Below are 20,306 nucleotides of genomic sequence, written 5' to 3'. Positions count from 1 at the left end.
TCCGGACGCATCGCGGCAGATGCGGCTTGCACCAAGGGTCTGGCTGGGTTAATCCCGCTGTTTCGCCGCCGCACCCTCGCCCCAATAACCGACGAGCCCACACAGGCCGCCATGACCATCGATTCTCAGGCCTTCGACTCGCGGGCCTTCCGCAACGCCCTCGGATGCTTCGCCACCGGCATCGCCGTGGTCACCACCGTCGCACCGGACGGCGAGCCGATCGGCGTGACCGTGAACTCCTTCTCGTCGGTGTCGCTCGACCCGCCGCTGGTGCAGTTCTGCCTGGGCCGTGCGGCCATGTCGTTCGAGGCCTTCACCACCGCGCCGTCCTTCGCGGTGAACATCCTGGCCGAAGAACAGGCGGAGCTGTCCAACCGCTTCTCACGCCGCGACCTGCAGGAGCGCTGGGACGGGGTGGGTGTCGAGCGCTGGGACAGCGGCGTGCCGATCCTCACCGGCTGTCTCGCCAGCCTGGAGTGCGACCGGGAGCATGTCTATGACGGCGGCGACCACGTGATCATCGTGGGCCGCGTCCGCCGCCTGTCCGGCAGCGAGGACGGAAAGCCGCTGCTCTATTTCCGCGGCGTCTATTCTAAGCTTCCCTGAGCCGGGTCCGGGTCAGGAAATATCCGTCATCAGCTCCGTCGGAAAGCCCGCCTCCTCCATGTGGGCGACGAGGCGCTGGACGTGGCTGCGCCCGCGGGTTTCCAGCACCACGTCGATCTCGGCCATGCGCACCGGCACGTCGTGGAACAGGCGCTGGTGGTGCACCTCCACGATGTTGGCCCCGGCCTCGCCGAGCAGGCGGGCCACCCGGGCGAGCGCGCCGGGGGCGTCGGTGATGCCGATGCGCAGCCGCACCATGCGCCCCTCGTAGACCAGCCCGCGCGTCAGGACCTGCGCCAGGATGCGCGCGTCGATGTTGCCGCCGGACACGACGATGCCCACCCGCTTGCCGCGGAAGCGCTCCGGATCGTCCAGCACCGCGGCCAGCCCCGCCGCCCCGGCCCCCTCGGCGACCAGCTTCTGCACGGTGGCGAGGCGGTAGACGGCCTCCTCCAGCCGCGGTTCGCCGACCTCCAGCACGGCGTCCACGTACCGGCGGACCAGCGGCAGGGTGACGGCGCCGGGGGCCTTGACGGCGATGCCGTCGGCGATGGTGGCGCCGCCGCAGGTGATTGGCTGCCCGGCCAGCGCTTGGCGCATCGACGGGAACATGGCGCATTCCACCCCGACCACCGCAATGTCCGGCTTCAGCGCCTTGGCCGCCACCGCCATGCCGCCGATCAGCCCGCCGCCGCCCACCGGCACCACCAGCACTTCCAGGTCCGGCGTGGCGTCGAGCAGTTCCAGGGCAGCGGTGCCCTGGCCGGCGGCGATCAATGGGTCGTCGTAGGGATGCACGAAGGTCAGCCCCTCGCGCGCCGCCAGCTCCTGCGCGTAGGCCGCCGCGTCGCTCAGCGTCTCGCCGTGCAGTTCGACCCGCGCGCCGAGGCTTTCCGTGCGCTCCACCTTGGTGAAGGGGGTGAAGGAGGGCATCACGATGACCGAGCGGATGCCGAGCCGCGTGGCGTGGCAGGCCACCGCCTGGGCGTGGTTGCCCGCCGACATGGCGATCACCCCGGCCTGCCGCTCCGCCTCGCCCAGGGACAGCAGCTTGTTGAGCGCCCCGCGTTCCTTGAAGGAGCCGGTGAGATGCTGGTTCTCCAGCTTCAGGACCACCGAGCAGCCGGTGATCTCCGACAGGCGGGGCGAGGCCTCGGTGGGGGTGACGGGGAGGTGGCTGCCGATCCGGGCGGCGGCGGCGCGGACGTCGTCCAGAGTCAGGGTCAGGGGCGGGTTCGGAGACGGTGCGGCCTCGGTCATGGCGAGCTCCCTGGACGGGTGGGGGAAAGCGTCAGCAGCGTGGCGCCGTCGCGGGCGAGCGTGCCGCGGTCGCCGGCCAGCCGTAGGCCCGCCCCGTCGCGCCAACCCTGCACCAGATCCCCCCAATGGGGCGACAGCGGGTTGCCCGACTGGCCGGTGGCGATGGAGAAGCGGGAGTTGCCGAGATCCGCCATATCGTAGACCGCGCGCAGTCCCGGACCGTGGACGTGGGAGAAGGGTTCCTGCGGGTCGCGCACGCGGGTGGTGCCTCGGTTGACGGTGAAGGCGCCGCCGCCGGTCGGGATCGACAGGTCGAACATCGAACCGAGCAGAGGCACCCGGCCGAGCAGCCGGTGATTCAGGGCGGCCTTGTGCTCCGCCCCCCAACGCCAGCCGTTCATGTCCGTTCCGTGGCGCCGTTCGATCTCAGCCAGTGCCGATTTCAGGGAACTGGCGAGCATGGCGGTGCAGTCCTCGCGGGCCGGCGTCGTCCGGTCGTCGCACCACTGCGGCGCCTGGGTCAGCACGCGGCGCAGGGCGCGGGGGCGCAGGTCCCAGTAGCTTTGGAACAGCGGTCCCAGCTCGTCGGCGAAGACGCGGCGCACCAATTCCCGCTCCCACCAGGAGAAGATCAGCGGCTCGGGCCGGTCGCGGTCCATGCGCCCGTCCCAGCCGGCCAGACGGTCCAGCGCGGCGTGGGCCTGTCCATTGAGATCGGGCACGCTGCGCAGCGGTTCCAGCATCAGGGGCAGCAGGTCGCGCGCCGGCAGGGACAGCTCGTCCATCTGCTGGGCGGCGACCTCCTCCACCGTGTGCGGGCCGTCGCCGAGCAACTGCACGATCCGCTCGGCGCGGGCGGGGTCCGGCCATTCGGTCGCCAGGGCATAGGGGTAGCCGGGGCCGACCACCGCGTTGTTGGCGTTGACGAACTGGCCCGACGGCGGATCAACCGCCTGGGGCAGAGCGTCGAAGGGGATGTAGCCGATCCAGTCGTGTTCGCCGGTCCAGCCCGGCACCGGAACGCGCCCGTCGCCGCCGCGCCGCACCGGGACCAGCGCCGGCGACAGGAAGCCCAGCGTCCCCGCCGTGTCGGCGTAGACGACGTTCTGCTGCGGCGCCACATGGAGGAACAGCGCCTCGCGCACCGCGGCGGCGTCGGCGGCGTGGTTGAGGCGGTACAGCGCCTCCGCCGTGGTGTCGGCGGCGTCCAGGCCGGGGAAGGCCAGCGCCAGCACATGGCCCTCCGGCGCGGCGTCGGCGGCGTCCGGCGTGGTCAGCACCGGGCCGTGCCGCGTCTCGCGCACCGTCAGCGTCTCGTCCGGCTGGCCGGCGATGCGGATCGTCTCCTGGCGTGTTTCGAAGGCGGCGCTGCCGTCCGGCGTCAGGTAGCGGCCTAGGTCCTGCGGGTCGAGCTTCTCGATGAACAGGTCCTGGGTGTCGCTGTGGGTGGTGGTGAAGCCCCAGGCGACGCGGCCGTTGTGACCCAGGATGTGAAGCGGCACGCCGGGGATGGTCGCCCCGGCGATGCGGTGTTCCGGCGTCACGATGCGCGCCAGATACCACAGGATCGGCGCCTCCAGCCCGAGATGGGGATCGTTGGCGATGATCGGCTTGCCGGTCGCGCTGCGCGCCCCGGTCAGCGCCCATTCGTTGGACGCGGTGTCGAAGCCGAGGTCGGGCAGGGCGGCCAGCGCGCCTTGCAAGTTCATGCCGTCGAGCGCCGCCGCCAGGGTCACTGGGGCGGTGGGGTCGGAGTCCGGGAACAGGTCGCGCATCTGCTCCGGCGTCAGGCTTTTCAGGGCGCTGGCGCGGAACAGCTCGTCCCGGGAATCGCCGGAGAGCTGGAGCGCCATCAACTTGCCCCAGACGAGGCTGTCGGCGGGCCGCCAGGGTTCCGGCGTGTGGCGCAGGAGCTGGAACTCGATGGGCAGGGCCTCGCGGCGCGTCGCCATCCAGGCGTTGACCCCGGCGGCGTAGGCGTCGAAGGCCGTGCGGGCCTCCGGCGACAGCTCCTCATAGGCCTCCTCGGCCCGGCGGTAGACGCCCAGCGTGCGCATGGAGCGGTCGAGCCGCAGCGCCCAGTCGCCGAAGCGCGTGCCGACCAGCTCGGCCAGACGCCCGGCGCCGCTGCGCCGCATCGTCTCCATCTGCCACAGCCGGTCCTGCGCGTGGACGTAGCCGAGCGCGAAGTAGGCGTCCCGCTCGGTGGCGGCGAAGATGTGCGGGACGGCGTTGCGGTCGCGCAGGATCTCAACCGGGCCTTCGATCCCCGGAACGGTGGCGGCTCCCTCGTAGGCCGGGGTCTGCTGCCGAAGCCACAGCAGGAACCCGCCCGCCCCCAGCACCGGCACCACGACCACCAGGGCGAGAACGGCGACCAGGATGGCCAGGGGCTTGCGGACGGCGCGGGGAATCATCGGGAAACCACAGCTCGGAAAGGGGGCTCGGAAAGGGGGTTCGACAGACAGAGATGGGGATGGGGTCCGCCCGGGGCCATGCTCCTCAATTCCGCTTGCGGGCCTCGCAATCCGGACTTACGGCGCCGTGGCTTCCTTCAGGTATTCGACCAGATCGCGGCGGTCGGACGCGCTGGCGATGGTCTGCATCGGCATCTTGCTGCCAGGGGTCATCACGTCGGGGCCGATCTCGAACAGGCGGGCCACCGCCGCCTCGTCCCAGACGATGCCGCTGCCCTTGAGCGCCGGGGAGTAGTGATAGCCCTCCACCGCCCCGGCCGGGCGCCCGAACAACCGCCACAGCGTCGGGCCGGCGCGGTTGCCGCCGTCGGGCGTCAGCGTGTGGCAGAAGGCGCAGGCGCGGAACAGCGCCTTGCCGCGCTCTGGATCGGGCGCGTCGTCGCCCAGCGCGGGGGTGCCGGTGGCCAGCAGGAGGAGGGCGGCCAGCGGCAGTTTCCCGCTCACAGTGTGTCGTCCGGATCGGTGACGGTCAGCGCGACCACGGACGTGTTGATGAGCAGCTTCCCGGCATTCTCGAAATTCACGGTGACGCGGTCGCCGATGGCCGACTGCACCTGCCCCAACCCCCAGTCCGGACGGGCGGGGTGGCGCACCCAGGCGCCGGGAACCAATGAATCGTCCATGCCGCGCCTCCTGCATCCGCTGGAATCGGTTATCGCTTTCGCGGGATGACCGTGGAAAAGCGGCGGCATCCGCGCTCCTGGAATGATACAAACGAACGTCGCCGCCGGCCATCCCCATGGGACGCCGGCATGCAACAGAATGCCGCCCGGCCGGGGGAAGTTCCCAAGCCTGCGGCCATGGTCGCCACCCGTTCCGCCGGCGGTCGGCCATCAACGATCTGGAGACCCCCCGTGCCGCTGGACATCCGCGTGATCGAGCTTGTCGCTTCCCGCATCTGCCACGACCTCGTGAGCCCGGTGGGAGCGATCCGCAACGGGTTGGAGCTGATCGAGGAGATGGAGGACGAGCCCGCCGGGGGCTTTATGGGCGAGGCGGTGAAGCTGATCGAGCATTCCTCCGGGCAGGCCGACCGGCGGCTGCGCGTCTTCCGGCTGGCCTACGGCCTCGCCGGACGGGAGCAGAAGGGCTTCGGCGACACCCGTTCTTCCGCTCAGGGGCTTCTGGAGGGCGGGCGCACCACGCTGGACTGGCCGGCGGGGGTGCCGAACGACCAGCTCGCCTTCAAGCGTGGCGCGTCGAAGGTGCTGCTCAACGTCATCATCCTGGCCGACGAGGCGCTGACCCACGGCGGCACCATCACCGTCGCGGCGGAGGGGGACGAGCAGACGGGGCGCTTCACCATCACCGCCGCCGGACGGCCCGGCGCCCTCAAGGACGAGTCCGCGGCGGCGCTGGCCGGCACGGTGGCCGCCGCCGACCTGACCCCGCGAAGCATCCACGCCTACATGACCGGGCGCTTCGCCGAGGACGACGGCTACCGCGTCGCCGCCACTCCCTCCGGGCCGGACCGGCTGGTCTTCACCGTGGAGTGGTGACGCGGCCCCCGCCGGGGGCGTGATCCGCGCATCGACCCTGACCTCTTCAAAACTGCGACCGATCCGGCGCGCGGCGCTTTGCTGTGACCGTGCGCAGCGCTTGGAGCGCGTCTGTCCGTCATAGGCCGCCGCGCCGGCACCGGCCTTGCGGGCTGTGACCTTGGGCCGGTGGGCTCGGCATGACGGCGGAGCCCAAGGGTGGTATCGAAGGAGGTAAGGTTCTCTTAATCAGTGTTTGACAGGCTCCCACCGTAGCTGGAAAGGCCCGTACCGGCGGCGTCGCGCACGCCGCCCTCCGGACGGCCCGGCCGGAAACGGATACAATTGCGGGCGTGGGGATCGCGACATGGATGATCTGCTCTCCGAATTCCTGACGGAAACCAACGAGAACCTGTCGGTTCTCGACGTGGAACTGGTCCGTCTGGAGCAGAATCCCAACAATCCGGAACTTCTGTCGAACATCTTCCGTCTGGTGCACACCATCAAGGGCACCTGCGGCTTCCTCGGCCTGCCGCGCCTGGAAAAGGTCGCGCACGCTTCGGAAAACGTGTTGGGCAAGTTCCGCGATGGGGAACTGACCATCAACCCCGAAGCGGTCTCGCTGATCCTTCAGGCGCTGGACACCATCAAGAGCCTGCTGGCGGTGCTGGAGGCGACGGAGGCGGAGCCGCCGGGCGACGACCTGCCGCTGATCGAGCGCCTGAACCTGTGCGCCGAAGGCAAGCTGGGTGCTGCCGCTGCCCCGGCCAAGCCCGCCGCGGCCCCGGAGCCCCCGCCGGCCCCCGCGGTGGCGGCGGCGGAGGTGGCTCCGGCTTCCTCGGGCAATCTCACGCTGGACGAGCTTGAGGCGATTTGGAACGCCACCCCCGGCCCGACCAGCACCGCGCTGGCCCCGGTCGCCGCGGAGCCGGCGGAAGAGCCCGCCCCCTCGCACGATCTGGTGGTCCCGGACCCCGATCCGGTCCCCGCTGCCGCCAAGATGCCCGCTCCCGCCGCGGAGGCCGCGTCGGGCGCCGGTGCGGGCGGCGAGGCCGCGACCAAGGAATCGGCGGTCGCCGCGCAGACCATCCGCGTCAACGTGGACCTGCTCGAAAACCTGATGACCATGGTGTCTGAGCTGGTGCTGACCCGCAACCAGCTGCTCCAGATCCTGCGGTCGCAGAAGGAGAGCGAGTTCGCCGCCCCGCTGCAGCGCCTGAATCACGTGACGTCGGAGCTGCAGGAAGGCGTCATGAAGACGCGCATGCAGCCCATCGGCAACGCCTGGGCCAAGCTGCCGCGTCTGGTGCGCGACCTGTCGCACGAACTGGGCAAGAAGATCGATCTCCAGATGCTCGGCGCCGACACCGAGCTGGACCGCCAGGTGCTGGAGTTGATCAAGGACCCGCTGACGCACATGGTGCGCAACTCCGCCGACCACGGCCTGGAGGTGCCCGCCGACCGTGTGCGCGCGGGCAAGTCGGAGACCGGCCGCATCACGCTGAACGCCTATCACGAGGGCGGCCACATCATCATCGAGATCCAGGACGATGGTAAGGGCCTGGCGATCGACCGCATCAAGCAGAAGGCGATCCAGAACGGGATGGCCTCGGAAGGCGAGCTGGCGGCGATGTCCGACCAGCAGATCATCCAGTTCATCATGAAGCCCGGCTTCTCGACCGCGGCGAAGGTTACCAACGTGTCGGGCCGCGGCGTCGGAATGGACGTGGTCAAGACCAACATCGAGAAGATCGGCGGCACGATCGAGATCAAGTCCCAGCAGGGCAAGGGCTCGACCTTCGTCATCAAGATCCCGCTGACGCTGGCCATCGTCTCCGCCCTGATCGTGGAGTGCGCCGGCGAGCGCTTCGCCATCCCGCAGATCAGCGTGGTCGAGCTGGTGCGCGCCGCCGCCGACAGCGAGCACACCATCGAGCGGCTGAAGGGCACGCCGGTCCTGCGTCTGCGCAACCGCCTGCTGCCGCTGGTCTCGCTGCAGGAGCTGCTGCGGCTGGACGACCAGGAAGGCGGGGAGAAGAAGACCGACGAGACCTTCATCGTGGTCACGCAGGTCGGCACCTACACCTTCGGCATCATGGTCGACCGCGTGTTCGACACCGAGGAAATCGTGGTGAAGCCGGTGGCGCCGATCCTGCGCCACATCGAAATGTTCTCGGGCAACACCATCCTCGGCGACGGCTCGGTCATCATGATCCTCGACCCGAACGGCATCGCGTCGGCGACCGGCGAGATGGCCATGGGCGAGACCGCGTCGAAGGAGGCCACTTCCGTCCAGGCGACCCGCCAGGAGGACAAGATGGCCCTCCTGCTGTTCCGCGCCGGGGCCGGCGCGCCGAAGGCGGTGCCGCTGTCGCTGGTCGCCCGCCTGGAGGATGTGGACCTCGCCAGCGTCGAATCGTCCAACGGCATGCCGGTGGTCCAGTACCGCGGCAAGCTGATGCCGCTGGTGCCGATCGATCCGGGCTTCATGATCGGCCAGGAAGGCCGCCAGCCGGTGCTGGTCTTCGCCGACGGCGACCGGTCGATGGGGCTGATCGTCGACGAGATCGTCGACATCGTGGAGGAGCGTCTGGTGGTGCAGCTCACCGCCGACCGTCCGGGCCTGATGGGCTCGGCGATCATCGCCGGCAAGGCGACGGACGTGCTCGACGCGGGCTTCTTCCTGACCCAGGCCTACAAGGATTGGTTCGGCTCGTCCTCGACCGATGCGTACGAGGAGGAGAGGGCGCTCCAGCGCGTGCTGTTGGTCGACGACAGCCCCTTCTTCCGCAACCTGCTGACCCCGCTGCTGTCGGTCGCCGGCTACGACGTCACCGCCGTGGAGAACGCCAACGAGGCGCTGGCGCTGTGCGAGGCGGGCGAGGACTTCGACGTCATCGTCTCCGACATCGAGATGCCGGGGATGAGCGGCTTCGACTTCGCCGAGGCGGTCCGCCAGGGCGGCACCCGCTGGAGCGGCACGCCGATGGTCGCCCTGTCCAGCCACGCTTCCCCGCGCGACCTCGACCGCGGCCGTCAGGCCGGGTTCACCGATTATGTCGCCAAGTTCGACCGTGACGCTCTGCTGTACGCGCTGCAGCAGACCCTGTCCGAGCAGAAAGGTGCCGCATGAGCAACGCCAAGCTGCCCGCCACCACCAAGAAGTCCAAGGGTGACGAGATCACCTCCGGTGGCAGCCAGGACTATGTGACCATGACGATCGCCGACCAGCTGTTCGGCATCCCGGTCCTGCAGGTCCAGGACGTGCTGGGGCACCAGCGGATCACCCGCATCCCCCTGGCCCCGCCGGAGGTCGCCGGCTCGCTGAACCTGCGCGGGCGCATCGTCACCGCCATCGACGTGCGCCTGCGGCTCGGCCTGACGTCGCGCCCCAAGGACAAGCCGGGCATGTCCATCGTGGTGGACCTGCGCGGCGAACTCTACAGCCTGATGGTCGATTCGGTGGGGGAGGTGCTGAGCCTCTCCAACGATGACTTCGAGCGCAACCCGGCCACCCTCGACCCGCGCTGGCGCGAGGTGTCCACGGGCATCTATCGCCTGAACGGTCAGCTCATGGTGGTCCTGGACGTGCCGCGTCTGCTGAACTTCACCACGATGGAAGCGGCCTGAGGCGAAACCCCGGTCGGTGTGCAAAGCGAAGCCTGAGGCCCGTTCACCATGAAAGTTTGTCTGGTCGTCGACGACAGCCGCGTGGTCCGCAAGGTCGCGCGGAAGATCCTGGAAGAGCTGCACTTCGCCTGCACCGAGGCGGAGGACGGCAGGCAGGCCATGGAAGCCTGCGCGCAGAAGATGCCGGACGCCATCCTGCTGGACTGGAACATGCCGGTGATGACCGGCATCGAGTTCCTGCGCCGCCTGCGCAAGATGAGCGGCGGGGACATTCCCAAGGTCGTCTTCTGCACGACGGAGAACGACCTCGCCCACATCCAGGAGGCGCTGTCCGCCGGGGCGAACGAGTACATCATGAAGCCGTTCGACAGCGACATCATCCAGACCAAGTTCGAGCAGGTCGGGCTGCTGTGACGGGCGGGACCACCGCACCGCGCACCGTTCCGACCCTGAAAGGCTGATTGCGTTATGTCCGATCGTTTCGGCAGACCTCCTCCCCCCGCGCCGGCGGGGCATCCGACCGGTGCGGCCGGCGGCGATCCCGTCCGGGTGATGGTGGTCGACGATTCCGCCGTCATTCGTGGCCTTCTGACCCGCGCGCTGGAAGGCGATACCGAAATCCGCGTGGTTGCGTCGGTCGGCGACGGCCAGATGGCGGTCAACGCTCTGCAGCGCAACTCGCTTGACGTCATCGTTCTCGACATCGAGATGCCGGTGATGGACGGGCTGACGGCCATTCCGAAGCTGCTGGCGGTGGCGCCGCAGGTGAAGATCATCATGGCCTCCACGCTGACGCTGCGCGGGGCCGACATCTCCATGCGCTGCCTGTCCGCGGGGGCCGCCGACTACATCCCCAAGCCGACCTCCACCCGTGAGATCGGCGGAGCGGACGCCTTCAAGCGCGAGCTGGTGTCGAAGGTCAAGGCGCTGGGCGCCGCGGCCCGCCGCGCCGGGTCCCGCACCCGCGGCGAGCTGCGCCCGCTGAATCCGGTGCCCGCCGCCTTCCTGAAGCGCGAGCCGCCGCCCGTCACGTTGCGCCCGGCGCCCGCCGTCGGCTCCGTCGGCCAGGTCAAGCCGGACGTGATCGCCATCGGCAGCTCCACGGGCGGCCCGCAGGCGCTGTTCGAGGTGCTGGCCCATCTGAAGACCGGCGTCACCCAGCCGATCCTGATCACCCAGCACATGCCGGCGACCTTCACCACCATCCTGGCCGAGCACATCACCCGCCAGTGCGGGCTGAACGCCCAGGAGGCGAAGGACGGCGAGCCGGTCGTGCCGGGGCGTTGCTACATCGCGCCGGGCGACTTCCACATGCTGGTGACCCAGCGCGCGGGCGCCAACGTGATTTCGCTGACCAAGGACCCGCCCGAAAATTTCTGCCGCCCGGCGGTTGACCCGATGATGCGGTCCATCCTCCGTGCCTTCGGCGGGCGCAAGGTCCTGGCCTGCATCCTGACCGGCATGGGGCAGGACGGGCTGAAGGGCTGCACCGAGGTGGTGAACGCCGGCGGCACCCTGATCGCGCAGGACGAGGCGTCCAGCGTCGTGTGGGGCATGCCGGGCGCCGTCGCCCAGGCGGGCATCTGCTCCGCGGTGCTGCCGCTCAAGGAAATCGGTCCCTACATCCGCAAGTTCGCATCGAGGGCAGCATGAGAGTCGAAGATTTCGACATGTTCTCCACGCTGCTCAAGCAGCGTTCCGGCTTGGTTCTGACCCGGGACAAGGCCTACCTGCTCGAATCCCGGCTGATGCCGGTGGCGCGCAAGTGGAACATGAAGGGGCTGGAGGAACTGGCTTCCACCGTGCGGACGCGCAAGGACGAAGCGTTGCTGCGCGACATCACGGAGGCGATGACCACCAACGAGTCGTCCTTCTTCCGCGACCAGAAGCCCTTCGACCAGTTCAAGCAGATCGTCCTGCCGAAGCTGATGGAGGCGCGGTCGGCGAAGCGGTCGATCCGCATCTGGTCGGCGGCCTGCTCGTCCGGGCAGGAGGCCTACTCGCTGGCCATGCTGCTGAGCGAGGACGCGGCGAAGCTGGCCGGCTGGCGGATCGAGATCGTCGGCACCGACATCTCCGCGGAGATGGTGGAGCGCTCCAAGTCGGGCATCTACACCCAGTTCGAGGTGCAGCGCGGCCTGCCGATTCAAATGCTGGTGAAGCATTTCAAGCAGCAGGGCGACAAGTGGCAGATCAGCCAGCAGCTTCGCCAGATGGCCTCCTTCCGCGAATTCAACCTGCTGGGCGACCTGTCAGGGCTCGGGCAGTTCGACATCGTGTTCTGCCGCAATGTGCTGATCTATTTCGACCAGCCGACCAAGACCAAGGTGCTGGAGGCGATCGCCCGCCAGATGCCGCAGGACGGCGTGCTCTATCTGGGCGGTGCGGAAACCGTGCTGGGCATCACCGACCGCTTCAAGCCGGTGGAGGGCCAGCGCGGCCTCTACAGCCTGGGCGGCTTCCAGGTGCCGAGCGGGCTCCGGGCGGCCGTCTAACCAGGACCGTCTGATTTAGGGCGGTGTGACGGTGAGGCGGTCGGCGGCGCCTTCCTCCATGATCCAGCGGCGGAACGCGGCGATCTTGGGCCGGTCGGCGGTGACCTCCGGGCAGACGAGGTAGTAACCGAAGTCTCCCGGCAGGGCGAGGTCGAACAGCCGGGTCAATCGCCCGCTCGCCAGTTCCTCCAACACCAGGGTGCCGCGCGCCATCGCGATGCCCTGTCCGTTCTCGGCAGCCTCGATGGCAATGCCGATCTCGTCGAAGACCATTTCGGAGCTTGGCTTCAGATCGCCGAGCCCGGCCATGGCCAGCCACGTCGCCCAATAGCTGTGGCCGGTCTCCTCGACCAGAACATGATGGCGCAGGTCGGCCGGCTGCCGCAGCGGCGTCGATCCCTGAAGCAGAGCCGGGCTGCACACCGGGAACACCGCGTCATCGAGGAAGCGGTCAGCCCGCAAGCCCTCCCACACCCCGAGGCCGTGGCGAAGCCCAATGTCGATGTCGGCTTCTCGCTCGAAATCGATCTCGTGCTGGCTGACGCTGATGCGCAGGTGGATTTCCGGGTGGCGGGCGCGGAAGCGGCCGATGCGGCTCATCAGCCAGCGGCTGGCGAAGGAGGGCGAGACGCTCATCGTCAGCACGCCGGAGCGCTCATGCTCCATCACCCGCTCCAGACCGGTGGCCAGCCGCGCGAAGGCGTCGCGCACGCTGGGCAGCAGCAGCTGGCCGGCGTCGGTCAGAACCAGCGCCTGATTCAGCCGGCGGAAGAGCCGGATGCCCAGCCGGTCCTCCAGCGTGCGGATCTGGTGGCTGATCGCGCTCTGGGTGACGTTCAGTTCCTCCGCCGCGCGGGTGAAGCTGAGATGGCGCGCCGCCGCTTCGAAGGCGCGCAGGCCGTTGAGGGGAGGGATCTGCATGGGTCCGCATCCGCCGGATTGTTGCCCGGCCGCATGAAATTCTCTCATGCAGGTTAGAGAAAGCATCCTTTGCGGACAAGCCGCTTCCGGGTGCATTCCTAGGGAACGGAATTCATCAAGCGGAGTGTCGGATCATGGGCAGGAGAGCGCTGGGCGTCGTTTCCGCAGACCGGGACATGACGTCCCCCGGCGGCGCGCGGCGGTTCGTGGAGCGGGCGTTCGGGGAGGTGTTGGGGATGATCGAGCGCCACCGGCAGCGTCGCTCCCTGGCAGCGCTGGACGACCATCTGCTGCGCGATGTCGGGTTGAGCCGCACAGACGCCCGCCGCGAGGCCGAAAAGGCGTTCTGGCAGCAATGACCTTGGATGGCGGCGGGCCTGAACCCGCCGCTCACGGCCACGAATGTTAACAGTGGTGAGCTGCCGGCGGTCAGCCGGCGGCCTGAGCCTGCTGGTGCGGGACGCGCGGGATCGGGGACGCGTCCTCGTGCGGGTCGCGCAGCACATAGCCGCGGCCCCACACCGTCTCGATGTAGTTGTCGCCTTGGGTCGCCGCGGCCAGCTTCTTGCGCAGCTTGCAGACGAAGACGTCGATGATCTTCAGTTCCGGCTCGTCCATGCCGCCATAGAGATGGTTCAGGAACATCTCCTTGGTCAGGGTCGTGCCCTTACGCAGGGACAGCAGCTCCAGGATGCCGTATTCCTTGCCGGTCAGGTGGAGCGGCTGGTTGTCCACCTCCACCGTGCGGGTGTCCAGGTTCACGGTCAGACGGCCGGTGCGGATGATGCTGTCGGAATGGCCCTTGGAGCGGCGGACGATGGCCTGGATGCGGGCGATCAGTTCGCGCTTGTCGAAGGGCTTGGTCAGGTAGTCGTCGGCGCCGAAGCCCAGACCCTTGATCTTGTGGTCCAGTTCCGACAGGCCGGAAAGAATGAGGATCGGCGTGGTCACACGGGCGGCGCGCAGGCGGCGCAGCACCTCGTATCCGTCGATGTCCGGCAGCATCAGATCGAGGATGATGATGTCGTAATCGTACAGCTTGCCGATTTCGAGTCCATCCTCACCGAGGTCGGTAGAGTCGACGATGTAGCCTTCCGACTGGAGCATCAGTTCGATGCTCTTGGCCGTGGAGGAATCGTCTTCGACCAGCAGAACCCTCATGGCGATATCCCGATGTTTGATGGCGCGTTTCTGGCTTCCGAAGCGGCGTTGCTGTCCCGCAGTTCCTTAACCAATTCCCTTAACAGATCCGCTCGTCTGTTTACACAGGTTAACAGACGATTCAGCTTAACGCCAGAGGCATAGCACTTCATTTAACGTTAATGTTTTTGGACGAGCATGACACGGGCGGCATGGCGGCGGACTCTCGGCCCACCGCAAATTGCGCCGCCTGCGCCCGGTTCACCCGTCCCATTCCCGTTTGCTGATCCGCAAGACCGTGCCCGCCGACCTTGCCCGCATCCTTCAGGAAATCGAGTCCGTTTCCGGTTGCAGCCGGTTCGGGCGGGTCACCGCCGTGCTCGGCCTGCTGGTCGAGGTCGGGGGGATCGAGAAGGAATTGTCGGTGGGTGGCCGTTGCATCGTGGAGTCCCGCAACGGCCGGCAGGTCCCCTGCGAGGTGGTGGGCTTCCGCCAGGGCCGCGCGCTGCTGATGCCCTTCGGCTCCATCGACGGGGTCGGGCTGGGCTGCCGCGCGCTGGTGTCGGACAGCCAGCCCATGGTCTTCCCGACGGAGGCGTGGCTCGGCCGCGTCATCAACGCGCTGGGCGAGCCGGTGGACGGCAAGGGGCCGCTGCCCAAGGGGACGCACGGCGTTCCCATCCGCAACAACCCGCCGCCCGCCCATTCCCGCGCCCGTGTGGGCGAGAAGCTGGACCTGGGCATCCGCGCCATCAACGCCTTCCTCACCTGCTGCCGCGGCCAGCGCATGGGCATCTTCGCCGGCTCCGGCGTCGGCAAGTCGTCGGTCATGTCGATGCTCGCCCGCTTCTCCGGCGCGGAGGTCGCGGTGATCGGGCTGATCGGCGAACGCGGGCGCGAGCTTCAGGAATTCATCACCGAGGATCTGGGGGAGGAGGGGCTGGCGCGCAGCGTCGTGGTCTGCGCCACGTCCGACGAGGCGCCGCTGATGCGCCGCCAGGCCGCCTACATGACGCTGGCCGTGGCGGAGGCCTTCCGCGACGCCGGCTGCAACGTACTGTGCATGATGGACAGCGTGACCCGCTTCGCCATGGCCCAGCGCGAGATCGGCCTGTCCGCCGGCGAACCGCCGACGACCAAGGGCTATCCCCCCACCGTCTTCGCCGAGTTGCCGCGCCTGCTGGAGCGCGCCGGGCCGGGCCTCAGCGGGTCGGGCTCGATCACCGGCCTGTTCACCGTGCTGGTGGAGGGCGACGACCACAACGAACCCATCGCCGACGCCGTGCGCGGCATCCTGGACGGCCACATCGTCCTGGAGCGCCAGATCGGCGAGCGTGGGCGCTACCCGGCCATCAACATCCTGCGCAGCGTGTCGCGCACCATGCCCGGCTGCAATTCCCCCATGGAGAACGAGCTGGTGAACCACGCGCGGCGGCTGATGTCGTCCTACGACAACATGGCGGAGATGATCCGCCTGGGCGCCTACCGCAAGGGCACCGACCCGCAGGTGGACGAGGCCATCCATTTCCAGCCGGCTTTGGAGGCATTCCTCAAGCAGGGCAAGCGCGAGGCGACCGACCTCGACAACAGCTACGCCCAGCTTGCCGCCATCTTCGGCATTGAACAGTGGCCGCCGCAAGAATGAGCAGTCTGAAGACCATCATCCGCCTCCAGAAATGGAAGCTCGACGAGAAGCGCCGGGCGTTGGCGGAATTGCAGAACCTCGCCGACCGGCTCCAGGCGGAGATCGAGCGGCTGAAGGAGGAGATCGCGGCGGAGCGCGACACCGCCCGCGGCAACGTCGAATACGCCTTCACCTACAGCAACTACATCCAGGCGGCGATGGAGCGCGGCAAACGCCTGACCCAGTCCATGGGGCAGGTGGAGGCCCAGATCGCCGTCGCCACCGACGAGATGGCCGAAGCCTTCCAGGAGTTGAAGCGCTACGAGCTGGCCGAAGAGGAGCGGCTGAAGCGCGAGAAGGAGAAGCTCAAGCGCAAGGAAGCCAACATGCTGGATGAGACCGCACTGGTCGGATTCCGCCGCCGCCAGCGGGAAGAAAGCGAACTGGAAACCTGACTACCCAGGTCGTTCAATTGACCATGGCGTTGTCGGTGGGTAGATCCGAATAGGCCGCCACGCGCGCGCGGCCGGCGCGTTTGGCGGCGTACAGCGCCCGGTCGGCGTGCTGGAGCGCCACGGACAGGTCTGCGGCGTCTGCCGGCCAGAGCGCGACACCGATGCTGCACCCGATCCGGACGTCGAACCCGTCGGCGGTGATCGGAGCGGAGACGCTGTTGATGATCCGTCTGGCCACATCCATGGCGTAGTGCGCCTGATGAGCGTCCGCCAGGGAGAGCAGCACCGCAAATTCGTCGCCGCCGAGGCGCGCGGCGAAATCCCCCTGGCGCACGCAACGGGCCAGCCGGTCGCCGATCTCCTTCAACACCAGATCGCCCGTGTGGTGCCCATGCTGGTCATTGATCGGCTTGAACCCGTCGAGATCGATGTAGAGGATGGCGATCGCGGTTTGATCCTGCGCCGGCTGCTCGCGAAGGCGCTCCACATGGGCCTCGAAGAAGCGCCGGTTGGCGAGCCCGGTCAGGCGGTCCTCGAAGGCAATGGCGCTCAGTGTCCGTCCCATCGTCCGCATCGCCTGGGCGACTTGGCTGAACTCGGACGGGTGGACCGGCGCGGGCGTGCAGGGGGCATGGGGATCGAAGAGGTCGGACGACAGGAACGCCGCCGACGCCTTGAGATCCCGCAGGCGGCGCAGGACCATCACCTCCATCAGCACCCAGACCCCGCCGACGATCAGGAGCACCACGCCGGCCATGACGCCGGTTCCCAGAAACAGGTTCCGGTCGGCCGCGGCCAGAATGTCGTCGCGCGCGACGGCGACGACGATCTTGGCGCCGGTTTCCTCCAGGGTCGAGAATCCGCTGATCCGGGGAATGCCGTCCAGACCGTCGTCCTCGATGATCCCGGCCTCCTCCTCCATGATTTTTCGCACCATCGGGTGATCGGCCATCGATCGCCCGACAATCCCCTGCGGGTCCGGCACGCGCGCGAGGATCGTCCCTTCGGAATCGAACAGCGATACGGTTCCACCGGACTCATGGGCGATTTCGACGGACAGTTCCGCAAGCCAGTTCAAGTCCACCCCGGCCAACAGGACGCGGATGACCGAACCATCGTCACCGAGAATCGGCAGGGCCGCGACCACGCGGGGTTGCTTGCTGTTCTGCCCGATCAGGAAGTTGCTGACCGTGAAGCCGCGCGTCGTAAGCGCCTCGCGGAAATAGTCACGGTCGCCCACGTTCATGGGCCGGCTCCGGTTGCTGCTGCACAACAGGTTGCCGTCGGGGTTGAACACCCCAAAGCCGGTGCTCCAAGGATAAAGGTCGGTCGCCTGTTTCAACATCGTCGCGCAACGGCCGGGGCTCGCCTCCCGGATGTCGGGGACCAGGGTGAGAAGCTGGAGAACGCTATGCGCCTGCTGAACGATCTGCGCCTGCTGCTGCGCCCCCCGGTCGGCGAGCAGGCGGGTGGCATCGCGCGCCCGCCCGATGTCCTGGTTGCGCTCTTGAAGCAGAAGGACGACGACCAGACCCACCATCGGAAGAAGGGCGAGCAGGATGAAGGCCTCGAGGCGTGCGCGAAGCCCAACGCGCGCCCAGAGGGTTTGGACGCGCCTTAATATTCGTGTACGTTTCAACAGACTCATCCACGCACCGGCCGACCCGCTTTATTCGCATGCGGGTTGAGGAAATCAAGCGGTGAAAGCTGTGACTTGGCGCGGTGCAGCCATGCTGGACGACGGGCGAGGCGGGGATCGGAGGATCAGACGCGCCGCATCCGGGCGAAAAGATGCGGGTTGTCCCAACCGGGCTGGCGGTCCTCGATGACCACGCGCTGGGGGACAGGCAGGGACCGCTCCACCGTGACCTCCACCCAGCGGGGGATCAGTTCGTTGTTCAGATCGTCGAGCACGGCGACGGCCAGGGATTCCGGGCCGGCCGCCGCCGCGGTGTCGGACAGGGCGCCGAGATAAGCGGCGACACCATCCGGCGTCACGACCGCGCGGTCGGGAACGTAGCGCAGGGTCAGGCGGGTGCCGGGCGCCGGTTCCCCGTGCAACTCCACCAGATAGTCGTGGCGGGCGTCCGGGTTGGCGGCGGTGGTCAGAAGCTCGCGGCGGTGCATGGCGTCCAGGCTCGTCAGGCGGTGTAGCTGCTGCCGCCGGCCCCGACGCGGGTCAGCTTGACCCAGCATTTGGCGCCGGACTGGAAGGACAGGCCGCCGATGTAGCCCACGGCGCGGATGCTGTCCGCGAAAATCTGGATCAGGTCCAGGCGGATTTCCGGCTCCAGAGGCGTGTGGCTGCGCAGGATCAGGTCGAACCGGTTGGGCTGCACCAGCCCGTCGAGCTGCATCGGGCCGAGACGGCTGAGATCCAGGTCGAGCAGGAAGCGGCTCCCCTTGTCGCCGCCCTTGCGGCCCGTCTTGCCGTCCTCTTCCGAATTTATGGGATGGATGTGCAGCTTGATCGGCAAAAGCCCGTTGGCGTCCATCATCGGCAGGGTGTAGGGGCGCCAGTCGCCGGGCAGCGGATCGCCCGCCTGCTGCTGAAGGCTGCGGAACTCGCGCTCCAGCTGGGACAGCAGGCTTCCCTGGCCGGATTTTTCCAGGGCGGAGGCGGCGTCCTCCCCCAGCCAGCCGCGGGCGTCGCCGCCGCGGATCGCCGACAGGAAGAAACTCATCGCCGCGCCCAGCTTGCGGTTCGGCTGCGGCATCACCGTGCCGATCAGCGTCTGCGCGGCGGAGCGGTCCACCCCGGCGAGCGCGCTCAGGAGCTGACGCATGGCGGGCCAGTCCCGTTCGCTCAGCGGCCCCGGTTCCGTGGCGAGCGGGGGCGGTGCGGTCTGGAGCGCCTTGGCCGGGTCGGTCAGGACGGCGGTGACGGCGCTGCCCTGCGGCAGGCTCGCCTGAACGTTCAGCGCCAGCATTCCCTGCGGCGTGGCGAGGATCGGCTGGCCCTGCGACGTGCTGCCGGCCACCGTGCCCCTCAGCACCAGCCCGTCAGGCGTCTCCGGCGTTGCTGGGGAGGAGCCGGGGTCCGCACCGGGCATCGTGGGCGCTGCGGTTGGGGTTGCGGTGCCGCGGGGCGAGGCCGGGGCCGGTTGCGGTGCCGCCGGGGATTGAAAAGCGGGTTGGGGCGGGGCGCCGTCCTTGCGGGGCGGGTTGCCGGCGCTCTGGCCGTCCGGTGGCGGAGAGCCATCGTCCGGCGGGACGGCCTGCGGCTGGTCCGGCGGGGGCGTGACGGTCAGGATCTTGAGGGCGACGGTGCCGCCTTGGGTCAGGACCGGTTCCCCCGCAGGCTTCGCGGGGGGCGGTTTCGTGGGGGCGGGTTCCGGCAGGTCCCCGCCGGGATGCGCCGCATCGCCGCCGAGTTCCACCGTGGTGTCGAGCATCGGCTTGCCGGGGAGCGGCGATGGGCCCGACGGCGTGGACGGCGCCTGCGGAGGTACGGGGGTCGTGTTGGGCTGGTCGGCTTGTGTTGGTGTCGGGGCTTGACCGCTGCCGCCGTCCGTGACGGGAAGGGATGGCGCCGGCGCCGGTATGGCGGTGGGCTGGCCGGGCAGGGCCGAGGCCGCACCGGGCGGAGCCGGTGGCTTCGGTGCCGCGGCGATGACCAGTGCCGGAACGATGGTGCCCGGCAGCAGCAGAGGAAGCGGCTGGCCCGCCGGTCCCACCGTCGGCGTGGTGGACGCCGGGCTGGGCAGGATCACCACCGGCGTTGCCGAACCCTGAGGGGCCGAACCTTGTGTGGACGTCGCTCCGGTCTGGCCGGGAATGGCCGGCGTCGGTCCGCCTGCGGTCGGCAAGGTCGGGACACCCGGCGCGGCGGTCGAGGGGGTGCCTTGGGTCAGCACCAGAACCTTCGCCGCGAGGCTCAGTGCGGGGGAGGCCGCGGCGGGGTCGGTCGACGCGGCCTGGGCCTGTTCCAGAAGCACCTGCGCCGGGGTGATCTGGAGAGTCACCGGCTTGTCGGCGGGCAGCGGCGTCGGGGTTTGCACAAGCACCTCGCCAGCCTGGGTGCGCACGCGGGCCAGGCCCTCCGGCGTGGTGCCGACGACGGTGCCGGTCAGCACGACCGGGCGGGCGATGTCCTGCAACCGCTCCGGCAGGGCCTTGACCGTGCCCTCGGCGACCACCGCCGGGGCGGGCGCGGGGGTGGTCGCCGCCGCGGGGGCGGCGGGTGTTCCGGCGACCGGGGGTGGAAGGGCGCCGCCCAT

General features: G+C 68.9%; 19 protein-coding genes. 10 read left to right on the top strand and 9 right to left on the bottom strand.

The annotated features are described in order from the left end of the window. The first annotated feature begins 111 nt into the window (after window positions 1-111). Window positions 112-606 (top strand): flavin reductase family protein, encoded by a 495-nt coding sequence (locus tag AMK58_RS19620; protein ID WP_035678519.1) that lies wholly within the window; start codon window positions 112-114, stop codon window positions 604-606. 12 nt (window positions 607-618) lie between these two features. Here AMK58_RS19620 and AMK58_RS19615 read toward each other — a convergent pair whose 3' ends face one another. The 4 genes from AMK58_RS19615 to AMK58_RS19600 all read right to left on the bottom strand — a co-directional run bounded on the left by AMK58_RS19615 (window position 619) and on the right by AMK58_RS19600 (window position 4,966). Then, the gene (locus AMK58_RS19615) at window positions 619-1,866 is read right to left on the bottom strand and encodes a threonine ammonia-lyase (RefSeq protein WP_051140578.1); all 1,248 of its coding nucleotides are present in this window, start codon (window positions 1,864-1,866) and stop codon (window positions 619-621) included. Then, window positions 1,863-4,283 carry a penicillin acylase family protein gene (locus AMK58_RS19610; protein WP_035678521.1) on the bottom strand — a complete coding sequence of 807 codons (2,421 nt, stop codon included), beginning with the start codon at window positions 4,281-4,283 and terminating at the stop codon, window positions 1,863-1,865. The genes AMK58_RS19615 and AMK58_RS19610 overlap by 4 nt, the downstream gene beginning before the upstream one ends. Window positions 4,284-4,400: 117 nt before the next feature. Beyond that, window positions 4,401-4,787: a c-type cytochrome gene (locus tag AMK58_RS19605; protein WP_051140579.1), complete on the bottom strand. Its 387-nt coding sequence runs from the start codon at window positions 4,785-4,787 to the stop codon at window positions 4,401-4,403. Further along, window positions 4,784-4,966 (bottom strand): DUF3553 domain-containing protein, encoded by a 183-nt coding sequence (locus AMK58_RS19600; RefSeq protein WP_035678523.1) that lies wholly within the window; start codon window positions 4,964-4,966, stop codon window positions 4,784-4,786. Before AMK58_RS19600 ends, AMK58_RS19605 begins: the two co-directional genes overlap by 4 nt. 231 nt (window positions 4,967-5,197) lie before the next feature. On the opposite strand from AMK58_RS19600, the gene AMK58_RS19595 reads away from it, so the two are divergent. From AMK58_RS19595 to AMK58_RS19570, 6 genes are all read left to right on the top strand, one after another. Next, window positions 5,198-5,842: a histidine phosphotransferase family protein gene (locus AMK58_RS19595; protein WP_035678526.1), complete on the top strand. Its 645-nt coding sequence runs from the start codon at window positions 5,198-5,200 to the stop codon at window positions 5,840-5,842. 346 nt (window positions 5,843-6,188) lie between these two features. Beyond that, entirely contained in the window at window positions 6,189-8,954 is a 2,766-nt protein-coding gene (locus AMK58_RS19590) for a hybrid sensor histidine kinase/response regulator (RefSeq protein WP_035678528.1), read from the top strand. After that, window positions 8,951-9,451, top strand: a complete 501-nt coding sequence (locus AMK58_RS19585) for a chemotaxis protein CheW (protein ID WP_014198311.1) — start codon at window positions 8,951-8,953, stop codon at window positions 9,449-9,451. The genes AMK58_RS19590 and AMK58_RS19585 overlap by 4 nt, the downstream gene beginning before the upstream one ends. A 48-nt stretch (window positions 9,452-9,499) precedes the next feature. Beyond that, on the top strand, window positions 9,500-9,865 hold the full coding sequence (locus AMK58_RS19580) for a response regulator (RefSeq protein WP_035678531.1): 366 nt from the start codon (window positions 9,500-9,502) through the stop codon (window positions 9,863-9,865). 138 nt (window positions 9,866-10,003) lie between these two features. Then, the gene (locus AMK58_RS19575; RefSeq protein WP_051140581.1) at window positions 10,004-11,104 is read left to right on the top strand and encodes a protein-glutamate methylesterase/protein-glutamine glutaminase; all 1,101 of its coding nucleotides are present in this window, start codon (window positions 10,004-10,006) and stop codon (window positions 11,102-11,104) included. Then, a complete protein-coding gene (locus AMK58_RS19570) occupies window positions 11,101-11,946 on the top strand; it encodes a CheR family methyltransferase (protein WP_035678535.1) in 846 nt (281 codons plus the stop codon). Before AMK58_RS19575 ends, AMK58_RS19570 begins: the two co-directional genes overlap by 4 nt. A 15-nt stretch (window positions 11,947-11,961) precedes the next feature. On the opposite strand, the gene gcvA is transcribed toward AMK58_RS19570, so the two are convergent. Continuing rightward, window positions 11,962-12,867, bottom strand: coding sequence for a transcriptional regulator GcvA (gene gcvA / locus AMK58_RS19565; protein ID WP_035678538.1), 906 nt, complete (start codon window positions 12,865-12,867; stop codon window positions 11,962-11,964). A gap of 176 nt (window positions 12,868-13,043) precedes the next feature. On the opposite strand from gcvA, the gene AMK58_RS19560 reads away from it, so the two are divergent. Continuing rightward, the gene (locus AMK58_RS19560; RefSeq protein ID WP_035678574.1) at window positions 13,044-13,226 is read left to right on the top strand and encodes a DUF1127 domain-containing protein; all 183 of its coding nucleotides are present in this window, start codon (window positions 13,044-13,046) and stop codon (window positions 13,224-13,226) included. A gap of 70 nt (window positions 13,227-13,296) precedes the next feature. Here the strand turns inward: AMK58_RS19560 and ctrA are convergent, their stop codons facing one another. Further along, window positions 13,297-14,028 (bottom strand): response regulator transcription factor CtrA, encoded by a 732-nt coding sequence (gene ctrA, locus AMK58_RS19555; RefSeq protein WP_014198317.1) that lies wholly within the window; start codon window positions 14,026-14,028, stop codon window positions 13,297-13,299. Between the two features lie 277 nt (window positions 14,029-14,305). Between ctrA and fliI the strand changes: the two genes are divergently transcribed. Next, a complete protein-coding gene (gene fliI, locus AMK58_RS19550; RefSeq protein WP_035678576.1) occupies window positions 14,306-15,652 on the top strand; it encodes a flagellar protein export ATPase FliI in 1,347 nt (448 codons plus the stop codon). After that, window positions 15,649-16,086: a flagellar FliJ family protein gene (locus AMK58_RS19545; protein ID WP_035678541.1), complete on the top strand. Its 438-nt coding sequence runs from the start codon at window positions 15,649-15,651 to the stop codon at window positions 16,084-16,086. Before fliI ends, AMK58_RS19545 begins: the two co-directional genes overlap by 4 nt. A 13-nt stretch (window positions 16,087-16,099) precedes the next feature. Here the strand turns inward: AMK58_RS19545 and AMK58_RS19540 are convergent, their stop codons facing one another. The 3 genes from AMK58_RS19540 to AMK58_RS19525 all read right to left on the bottom strand — a co-directional run bounded on the left by AMK58_RS19540 (window position 16,100) and on the right by AMK58_RS19525 (window position 20,306). Next, on the bottom strand, window positions 16,100-17,734 hold the full coding sequence (locus AMK58_RS19540; protein WP_079285419.1) for a sensor domain-containing diguanylate cyclase: 1,635 nt from the start codon (window positions 17,732-17,734) through the stop codon (window positions 16,100-16,102). A gap of 116 nt (window positions 17,735-17,850) precedes the next feature. Beyond that, window positions 17,851-18,213 carry a hypothetical protein gene (locus AMK58_RS19530; RefSeq protein WP_051140582.1) on the bottom strand — a complete coding sequence of 121 codons (363 nt, stop codon included), beginning with the start codon at window positions 18,211-18,213 and terminating at the stop codon, window positions 17,851-17,853. A gap of 14 nt (window positions 18,214-18,227) precedes the next feature. Further along, entirely contained in the window at window positions 18,228-20,306 is a 2,079-nt protein-coding gene (locus AMK58_RS19525) for a hypothetical protein (RefSeq protein WP_059399316.1), read from the bottom strand.

This window comes from Azospirillum brasilense, from assembly GCF_001315015.1.
Taxonomy (GTDB): domain Bacteria; phylum Pseudomonadota; class Alphaproteobacteria; order Azospirillales; family Azospirillaceae; genus Azospirillum; species Azospirillum brasilense.
The sequence above is the reverse complement of the archived record's forward strand: the minus strand, read 5'-3'. Positions and strand labels throughout refer to the sequence as shown.

Excerpts from the sequence above, each read along its gene's own strand:
- AMK58_RS19620 (WP_035678519.1), top strand. The coding sequence starts at position 112 with ATGACCATCGATTCTCAGGCCTTCGACTCGCGGGCCTTCCGCAACGCC.
- AMK58_RS19615 (WP_051140578.1), bottom strand. The coding sequence starts at position 1,866 with ATGACCGAGGCCGCACCGTCTCCGAACCCGCCCCTGACCCTGACTCTG.
- AMK58_RS19610 (WP_035678521.1), bottom strand. The coding sequence starts at position 4,283 with ATGATTCCCCGCGCCGTCCGCAAGCCCCTGGCCATCCTGGTCGCCGTT.
- AMK58_RS19600 (WP_035678523.1), bottom strand. The coding sequence starts at position 4,966 with ATGGACGATTCATTGGTTCCCGGCGCCTGGGTGCGCCACCCCGCCCGT.
- AMK58_RS19590 (WP_035678528.1), top strand. The coding sequence starts at position 6,189 with ATGGATGATCTGCTCTCCGAATTCCTGACGGAAACCAACGAGAACCTG.
- AMK58_RS19585 (WP_014198311.1), top strand. The coding sequence starts at position 8,951 with ATGAGCAACGCCAAGCTGCCCGCCACCACCAAGAAGTCCAAGGGTGAC.
- AMK58_RS19580 (WP_035678531.1), top strand. The coding sequence starts at position 9,500 with ATGAAAGTTTGTCTGGTCGTCGACGACAGCCGCGTGGTCCGCAAGGTC.
- AMK58_RS19575 (WP_051140581.1), top strand. The coding sequence starts at position 10,004 with ATGGTGGTCGACGATTCCGCCGTCATTCGTGGCCTTCTGACCCGCGCG.
- AMK58_RS19570 (WP_035678535.1), top strand. The coding sequence starts at position 11,101 with ATGAGAGTCGAAGATTTCGACATGTTCTCCACGCTGCTCAAGCAGCGT.
- gcvA (WP_035678538.1), bottom strand. The coding sequence starts at position 12,867 with ATGCAGATCCCTCCCCTCAACGGCCTGCGCGCCTTCGAAGCGGCGGCG.
- AMK58_RS19560 (WP_035678574.1), top strand. The coding sequence starts at position 13,044 with ATGACGTCCCCCGGCGGCGCGCGGCGGTTCGTGGAGCGGGCGTTCGGG.
- ctrA (WP_014198317.1), bottom strand. The coding sequence starts at position 14,028 with ATGAGGGTTCTGCTGGTCGAAGACGATTCCTCCACGGCCAAGAGCATC.
- AMK58_RS19545 (WP_035678541.1), top strand. The coding sequence starts at position 15,649 with ATGAGCAGTCTGAAGACCATCATCCGCCTCCAGAAATGGAAGCTCGAC.
- AMK58_RS19540 (WP_079285419.1), bottom strand. The coding sequence starts at position 17,734 with ATGAGTCTGTTGAAACGTACACGAATATTAAGGCGCGTCCAAACCCTC.
- AMK58_RS19530 (WP_051140582.1), bottom strand. The coding sequence starts at position 18,213 with ATGCACCGCCGCGAGCTTCTGACCACCGCCGCCAACCCGGACGCCCGC.
- AMK58_RS19525 (WP_059399316.1), bottom strand. The coding sequence starts at position 20,306 with ATGGGCGGCGCCCTTCCACCCCCGGTCGCCGGAACACCCGCCGCCCCC.